This is a genomic window from Pseudomonas agronomica (genome assembly GCF_025917275.1).
Lineage (GTDB): Bacteria > Pseudomonadota > Gammaproteobacteria > Pseudomonadales > Pseudomonadaceae > Aquipseudomonas > Aquipseudomonas agronomica.
The window spans coordinates 1-7,766 of record NZ_JAOSHO010000234.1; the positions used below are offsets into that span (position 1 = coordinate 1).

Consider the following 7,766-nt stretch of genomic DNA (forward strand, 5'->3'; position numbering starts at 1 on the left):
CGCAGGCTTCGCCAGCTCCTACGGGGTCAGCGGATGAAGTGGATCTTGCCGCTGTCGTCGTTGCCCATGTAGATGCCATAGACCCCGGCCTGGCGCTCCTCGATATAACGTTCGAGGATCTGCCGGATGGCCGGGTAATAGATGCTGTCCCACGGAATGTCTTCCGGGGCGAAGAACTGGCAGGCGAGGGTTTCCGGGCCGAATTGGCCGGTGATCTCCAGCGCGATGGCGCGGAAGATGATGTACACCTCGCTGATCTTCGGCACGCTGAAAATCGAATAGGGCGAGACGATTTCGGCGCGCACGCCGGTTTCTTCCCAGACTTCGCGCAGCGCCGCCTGCTCGGTGGTCTCGTTGCCTTCCATAAAGCCGGCCGGCAACGTCCAGGTGCCGGGGCGCGGCGGGATGGCGCGTTGGCACAACAGGTATTTACCGTCCTGCTCGATGATGCAACCGGCAATGATCTTCGGGTTGACGTAATGGATGTAGCCGCAGCCGCCGCACATCAGCCGCTCATGGGTATCGCCCGCTGGCAGGCGCTGACTCAAGTCATTGCCGCCGCACTTTGGACAAAAGCTCGGGCTGAACATGATCAGCGTCCTATGCGAGGTTCTTTCAGCGCGATGGGCGCGGTGATTTCCGGGATGTCGCCGGTTTCTTCCTGCTTGCGCTTGAGGTATTCCAGCGCGACGTTGGCGGCGGCGCGCACGTGGTCGACGCAGGCCTGGTGGGCCGCCAGTGGATCGCCGCTCTTGATCGCCTCGACCATGCGTTCCATTTCCTGGTTACTGCTGCCGCGACGGTTTTCCTGGGACACCGACGTGGCCCGCAGGTAGCTGATGCGCGCCTGCAACTGGCGAAGCTGGGTGGCGGCAACATGGTTGCCGGAGCCTTCGAGCAGTACGTCGTAGAAACCTTGGACCGAGTCCAGCACTTGCTGTAGTTCGCCGTCCTTGAGGGCCTTGCGGTTTTCTTCCAAGGCCTTTTCCAGCGCCTTGATGTCCTTGGCCTTGGCCCGCAGGGTGAACAGCTGGACGATCAGGCCTTCGAGCACGCAACGCAGCTCATAGATGTCACCGGCATCGGCCAGGGTGATGATCGCCACGCGAGGGCCCTTGGCATCGGCAAATTCGACCAGCCCTTCGGACTCGAGGTGGCGCAGGGCTTCGCGCACCGACGTGCGGCTCACACCCAGGCGATCGCACAGGTCGCGCTCGACCAGGCGATCACCCGGCAGCAACTGGAAATTCATGATGGCGCTTCGCAATTTATCCAGCACGATCTCGCGCAGGGTGACGGGGTTGCGATTGACCTTGAAGCTGTCGTCGAGTGGCAGGCGTTTCATGGGGTCCGCTCTGTAATGTGGCTGTCCATGCAAAACGGGCAAACATCCATGCTCGTTCAGTTCAGACAGCCGAGGATTGACTGGAGGCCTCGGCGTCGGCTTCGGCGAAGGCTTCGCGGGCAAGCCGGAAACTGTCTACGGCAGCGGGAACGCCACAATAAATGCCGACCTGAAGCAGAATTTCGCGTATTTGCTCACGACTCAGGCCGTTACGCAAGGCGCCGCGCACATGCAGCTTGAGTTCGTGCGGGCGATTGAGCGCCGAGATCATCGCCAGGTTGATCATGCTGCGCTCCTTGAGGGACAAACCCTCGCGACCCCAGACATGGCCCCAGCAATATTCGGTGACCATTTCCTGCAGCGGCCGGGTGAAATCGTCGGCGTTCTCGAGGGAACGGTTGACGTAGGCCTCGCCCAATACCTGGGTGCGAATCTTCAGCCCTTGTTGGTATTTTTCGTTGCTCATCGCGGCGTGCTCCCAAAATCGTCGAGGCCACCCATCAGGGTGTACTTGAGCTCAAGGTAATCGTCGATGCCGTACTTGGAACCTTCGCGGCCCAGGCCGGAGGACTTGATGCCACCGAACGGCGCGACCTCGGTGGAAATCAACCCCTCGTTGATGCCGACCATGCCATATTCCAGGGCTTCGCTCATGCGCCAGGCGCGGCCCAGGTCGCGGGTATAGCAGTAGGCGGCGAGGCCGAATTCGGTGTCGTTGGCCATCTGCACCGCCTCGGCCTCGGTGTCGAAGCGAAAGACCGCCGCCAGCGGACCGAAGGTTTCTTCCCGGGCGACTTTCATTTGCACGGTGACGCCGGCCAGGACGGTGGGCTGATAGAAGCCATGGCCCAGGGCATGTCGTTCGCCGCCGCAGAGCAATCGGGCGCCATGGGCGAGGGCGTCCTGCACATGGTCCTCGACTTTTGCCACGGCGCGTTCGTTGATCAGCGGGCCCTGGTTGACGCCTTGCTCAAAGCCGCTGCCCACATTCAACTGAGCCACGCGCTCGGCCAGGCGCGCAACAAACGCATCGTGAATACCGGCCTGGACCAGGAAGCGATTGACGCAGACGCAGGTTTGCCCGGCATTGCGGAACTTGGCGATCAGCGCGCCTTCCACGGCTCGCTCCAGGTCGGCGTCGTCGAACACAATGAACGGCGCGTTGCCGCCCAGTTCCAACGAGACTTTTTTCAGCGTTGGCGCGCACTGCGCCATCAGCAATTTGCCAATGGCGGTAGAGCCGGTGAAGGACAATTTGCGCACCAGCGGGTTGGCGGTCAGCTCGCCACCGATGGCAATCGCATCGCCGGTGATGACGTTGAAGATGCCGGCTGGAATGCCGGCCTGTTCCGCCAGAACAGCCATGGCCAACGCCGAGAATGGTGTCTCCGGCGCGGGCTTGACGATGCACGGGCAACCGGCGGCCAACGCCGGGCCGGCCTTGCGGGTGATCATCGCCGCCGGGAAATTCCACGGGGTGATGGCCGCCACCACGCCGATCGGCTCCTTGCTCACCACAATGCGTGCGTCGCTTTTGTGGCTGGGGATGGTGTCGCCGTAGAGGCGCTTGGCTTCTTCGGCGAACCACTCGATGAAACTCGCCGCATAGAGGATTTCGCCCTTGGCTTCCGCCAGCGGCTTGCCTTGCTCGAGGGTGAGGATTTCGGCCAGTGCGTCGGCGTTTTCGATCATCAAGCCGTGCCAGCGCTTGAGGGTCTGGCTGCGCTCTTTGGCGGTCAGTGCGCGCCAGGCTGGCCAGGCTTTGTTGGCGGCTTCGATGGATTGGCGGGCGTGTGCGGCGCCGAGGTTCGGCACCTGGCCGATTTTTTCGCCACTGGCCGGGTTGTAGATGTCTTGATGGGCGCCGTCGGGCGCCTCCAGCCATTGGCCGTCGATATAGGCTTGCTGGCGGAACAGTTGCGAGGCTGCTGGGCTCATGCCGGATCCTGGGGAAAGAAAAAAGTTTGGCTGCGCTACTTCACCGGTGGGAGCGAGCCTGCTCGCGAATGCGGTCTGACATTCAACATTGATGTCGACTGATACGAAGCTTTCGCGAGCAGGCTCGCTCCCACAGGAGGGCGGGTGGAGCCGTCAAGCCAGTGTGGGCAGCGGCCCGAGCTTGCCCTTGTGATAGATCATCGGCGTGATCGGTTGCTCGGGCAGGATCAGGTTCTTCACTGCGCCGACGATGATCGCGTGATCACCGCCATCGTATTCGCGCCACAGTTCGCATTCGATGATCGCCGTGGCTTTGCCCAGCAACGGGTTGCCCAGGTCGCTCAGGTGCCAATCGATCCCCTTGGCCTTGTCCTTGCCTTTCCCGGCGAAGGCATAGGCTTCGGCGGTCTGGTCGGCGGACAGCAAATGGATCGCGAATTGCTTGCTGTCGCGCAACACCGGGTAGGTGTCGGAGGCGTAGTTGGGGCAGAACAGCACCAGCGCCGGGTCGATGGACAACGCGCTGAAGGCGCTGGCAGTGATGCCAACGATATTGCCGTCCGGGTCCAGCGTCGTCACCACCGTGACGCCGGACGGGAAGGAGCTCATGACTTCTTTGTAGATGCCGGGTTCGATCATTTCTCAGGACTCCTAGCGCATCACGAACGGGTCAGGCATAGGGGCCTGGGAAAGGTTGATCCACACCGTTTTCAGCTCGGTATAGGCCAGCACCGAATCGATGCCGCTTTCGCGTCCGTAGCCGCTGTTCTTGAACCCGCCGATGGGCGCCATGGCCGACACCGCGCGGTAAGTGTTGACCCAGATGATTCCGGACCGCACGTCCCGGGCGAGGCGATGGGCGCGACCCAGGTCGCGGGTCCAGATGCCGGCGGCGAGGCCGAACTGCGAGTCGTTGGCGATCGCCAGGGCTTCGGCTTCGTCCTTGAAACGAATCACCGAGGCCACCGGGCCGAAGACTTCTTCCTGCATGATCTTCATGGAGTTGCGGTCGCATTCGAACAGGGTCGGTTCGTAGAACCAGCCTTCGCCCAGATTTTCTGGACGCTTGCCACCCAGGCGCAAGCGCGCGCCTTCGGCGATGGCGTCGGCCACCAGGCCTTCGACCACGGCCAGTTGCTGCGCGGTGGCCATGGGGCCCATTTCGCTGGCGTCTTCCTGGGGGCTGCCGATGCGGATGCGCTGGGCGCGTTCCACCAGCCGCGAGACGAACTCGTCGTAGATTTCGTCCTGCACCAGCAGTCGCGAGCCGGAGACGCAGCTCTGGCCAGAGGCAGCGTAGATCCCGGCAATCGCACCGTTGATGGCGCTGTCGAGGTCGGCGTCGGCGAAGATGATGTTGGGGGATTTGCCGCCCAGCTCCAGCGACAGCTTGGCGAAGTTCTCGGCGCTGCTGCGTACTACGTGGCGGGCCGTGGCGGCGCCGCCGGTGAAGGCGATCTTGCGCACCAGCGGATGGCGGGTGAGGGCGGCGCCGGTGCTCGGGCCGTAGCCGGTGATCACGTTGACCACGCCCGGTGGAATCCCGGCTTCCAGGGCGAGTCGGGCCAGTTCCAGGATAGTCGCCGAGGCGTGCTCGGAAGGCTTGATCACGATGGTGTTGCCGGCCGCCAGCGCCGGGGCGAGCTTGATGGCGGTGAGGTACAGCGGACTGTTCCACGGAATGATCGCCGCGACCACGCCCATGGCTTCGTGCACGGTGTAGGCGAACAGGTCTGGCTTGTCGAGGGGCAGGGTGCCACCTTCGAGCTTGTCGGCCAGGCCTGCGGTGTAGTGGAAAAACTCCGGCAGGTAACCGACCTGGCCGCGAGTTTCACGGATCAGCTTGCCATTGTCGCGGCTTTCCAGCTGGGCCAGTTGTTCCTTGTTTTCGGCAATCAGGTCACCGAGGCGGCGCAGCAGTTTGCCGCGGGCGGTGGCTGTCAGCCCGCGCCAGGCCGGGCTGTCGAAAGCAGTCTGCGCGGCCTGTACAGCGCGATCGACATCGGCTTCGTCGGCATCGGGCAACTCGGCCCAGGGCTGGGCGAGCGCCGGGTTCAGGCTCTGGAAGGTCTTGCCGGACAGCGCATCGACCCATTCACCGCCGATGCACATCGAAAAGCGTGTGAGTGTCATGCAACGATCCCCTTTATTGGATGTTGTCGGGTGCTGGCCGTGTCGAGGAACTCCAGCAACAACTGGTTGACCAGGCGCGGCGACTCTACCGGCATCATATGCCGCTGCTCGGCAAGCACGGCAACTGTCGCGCCGGGAATTCGCTCGGCCAGTTGCCGGGCCATTTCCGGGGTGGAACCAGGGTCCAGTTCACCGGTGGCGATCAGGGTAGGCACCTGGATACTGCCCAGGTCGTCGGCGCGGTACATGTCCTGCGTCGCGAACAGCTCATAAGTGGTCAGGTAGCCCTGGGGATCATTCTGCGCCAGGGTCTGGCGCAGCGCGGCAATCTGCGCCGGGTTGGCGGCCTGGTATTCACGGCTGAACCAGCGCGACAGGGCGGCTTCGGCATTGGCATCCGGCCCGTGCTCGGCGGCTTGCGCCGTGCGGGCAATGACCCCGGCGCGCTGCTCGGCGCTGCGGTTGAACACACTGTTGAGCACCACCAGGCCTTGCAGGCGCTGCGGGTAATGCAAGGCGAACGCCCGGGCCACCAGGCCGCCCATCGAAAAACCGATGACCGTGGCCAGGGGCAATTGCAGATGATCCAGTAATTCCAGCAACTGGTCGGCGTAGCCGAGCAGGTCGGTGCCCGTGGCGGGACGCGGGCTGGCGCCATGGCCGAGCATGTCATAGGCGATGACGCGGTAGTTCGTGGCCAGGCCAACGACCTGGCCGCCCCACATTTCTTTGTTCAGGCCCACGCCGTGGATCAAGACCACGGGCTGGCCTTGGCCGGTTGCCAGGTAACTGGTGCCGGCCGGGGTGAGTTCAGCGGTGAGCCGAATCATGGAGCGCTCCTGCATGCCTTTTTTTATTGTGGTTGCTTCGGCTGGATCACTGCGCCTTTTCGGCCGCCAGTTCTTCCAGGTCGATGTAGCGGTTGCCGATGCGCGGATGCAGGCGACCACCGTCGGCGCAACCCAGCACCACGACGATTTCGTCGGCGCGCGGGGCGTCTTCGATCTGCATTTCCAGGGTGATGTAGTGCGAGCGCAGGCCTTCGTCGTCCTTGTGCATCATCGGGATCTGGATCGAGGTGCCGGGGCCGCCGCGCTTGTTGGTGAAGCTCAGGTAGCTCTTGGCCTTGACCGCTTCGCGGTAGTGGTTGCCGAAGCGCAGGGTATGGATCACGGCCGAGGCGTGTTCGATTTCACCGTCCGCGCCCACCACGGCGGCCTTGCCATAGGCTTCGATTTTTTCCGCGCCGCCAATGATGCCCACCAGGCGCTCGACCATCAGCGCACCGAGGTCGGAGCAGTTGGCGCGGATTTCCGGCTTCAGGTCTTCGACGAAACCACGGCCCAGCCAAGGGTTCTTCATGACCACCGCCAGCCCGACCATGGTCACCGGCTTATCGGTGGCCTTGCCGCCTTCGATGAAGGTTTCTTCGACGTAGCTGACGATCTTGCGAATTTCGAAACTCATGAGCTGCTCCGTGGGAGGTGAGAAGTGTCTATTCGTATGATGGTATACCATAATACTGTTCGTGCAAGCGTCCGCTTTGAATTTGTTCGAAGGGAGGCGACGGAAGGCTGGGGCCAGGGTGGATAGGGGAGCTTTTGTGGCGAGGGGATTTATCCCCTCGCCACAGGAAATTCGCAGCTACAGTGGGTGAGTATTAATTTCCCCTTTTCGGGGCGTTCGGCTTCGACTTTCCGTCTGGCTGCACCGATTCGACCCGTTTGCAGTGTCGGCGCCTGAAATTGGGATAAGCGTTTCAGCCTGCAAAACCTTTTTCGTCGCAAAATCGAAAAGAAATTTCGCTTTTTCACCGTTTCGCGCCGGTTTTTCCAGCATTGCCTCAATCCGCCGCACTTAGGCACAGCCCTTGCTACGGCTCCACGACAACCCAGCAGAAAGGAGTTTCGACACGCCAATATAAAAGGGGGGCGCACGTCATCCGGACGCAAAGGCCTGAATCAGAGACCCATGCTTGACGAGGTACTCGAAGAACCAGGGCTCATAAACAAGGCAAGGCTGCATTGGTGGAATGACGACGTAATAAGAAATGCCGTGTACGACACGGCTTGGAGTTGGCTATGCCCCACGCTTTTTTCAATGAAATGTACGACGCCAAGGGTGACTGCCGCCCGCATTACCAAGCTTTCTCGCGCTGGCTGGCGGACACGCCGCTGGAGCTGCTGGAACAACGCCGCCGCGAAGCCGACCTGCTGTTCCATCGGGCGGGCATCACCTTCACGCTTTATGGGGACGAGCAGGGCACCGAGCGCTTGATTCCGTTCGACATCATCCCCCGCAGCATCAAGGCCAGCGAGTGGCAAATCGTCGAACGGGGCTGCATCCAGCG

The 7,766-nt window shown here is 62.3% G+C and carries 8 protein-coding genes and 1 pseudogene; 1 reads left to right on the plus strand and 8 read right to left on the minus strand.

Annotation, left to right across the window (positions count from 1 at the left end; genetic code table 11):
• Positions 1-26: 26 nt before the first annotated feature.
• From OC610_RS16665 to OC610_RS16700, 8 genes are all read right to left on the minus strand, one after another.
• On the minus strand, positions 27-590 hold the full coding sequence (locus tag OC610_RS16665) for an NUDIX hydrolase (protein ID WP_264429133.1): 564 nt from the start codon (positions 588-590) through the stop codon (positions 27-29).
• Between the two features lie 2 nt (positions 591-592).
• The gene (locus OC610_RS16670) at positions 593-1,345 is read right to left on the minus strand and encodes a GntR family transcriptional regulator (RefSeq protein ID WP_030142564.1); all 753 of its coding nucleotides are present in this window, start codon (positions 1,343-1,345) and stop codon (positions 593-595) included.
• Positions 1,346-1,406: 61 nt separating this feature from the next.
• Entirely contained in the window at positions 1,407-1,811 is a 405-nt protein-coding gene (gene pcaC, locus OC610_RS16675; protein WP_030142563.1) for a 4-carboxymuconolactone decarboxylase, read from the minus strand.
• Complete coding sequence (locus OC610_RS16680; RefSeq protein ID WP_264429136.1) at positions 1,808-3,283, minus strand: NAD-dependent succinate-semialdehyde dehydrogenase; 1,476 nt, start codon at positions 3,281-3,283, stop codon at positions 1,808-1,810. Before OC610_RS16680 ends, pcaC begins: the two co-directional genes overlap by 4 nt.
• Positions 3,284-3,436: 153 nt before the next feature.
• Positions 3,437-3,922 (minus strand): flavin reductase family protein, encoded by a 486-nt coding sequence (locus OC610_RS16685; protein ID WP_264429138.1) that lies wholly within the window; start codon positions 3,920-3,922, stop codon positions 3,437-3,439.
• Between the two features lie 12 nt (positions 3,923-3,934).
• Positions 3,935-5,416 carry an aldehyde dehydrogenase gene (locus OC610_RS16690; RefSeq protein WP_264429140.1) on the minus strand — a complete coding sequence of 494 codons (1,482 nt, stop codon included), beginning with the start codon at positions 5,414-5,416 and terminating at the stop codon, positions 3,935-3,937.
• On the minus strand, positions 5,413-6,246 hold the full coding sequence (locus OC610_RS16695; RefSeq protein ID WP_264429142.1) for an alpha/beta fold hydrolase: 834 nt from the start codon (positions 6,244-6,246) through the stop codon (positions 5,413-5,415). The genes OC610_RS16690 and OC610_RS16695 overlap by 4 nt, the downstream gene beginning before the upstream one ends.
• Positions 6,247-6,292: 46 nt before the next feature.
• Positions 6,293-6,883: an amino acid synthesis family protein gene (locus tag OC610_RS16700; protein ID WP_047226613.1), complete on the minus strand. Its 591-nt coding sequence runs from the start codon at positions 6,881-6,883 to the stop codon at positions 6,293-6,295.
• Between the two features lie 614 nt (positions 6,884-7,497).
• Between OC610_RS16700 and OC610_RS16705 the strand changes: the two are divergent.
• Positions 7,498-7,766: pseudogene (locus OC610_RS16705) on the plus strand (circularly permuted type 2 ATP-grasp protein); the annotation flags it as partial.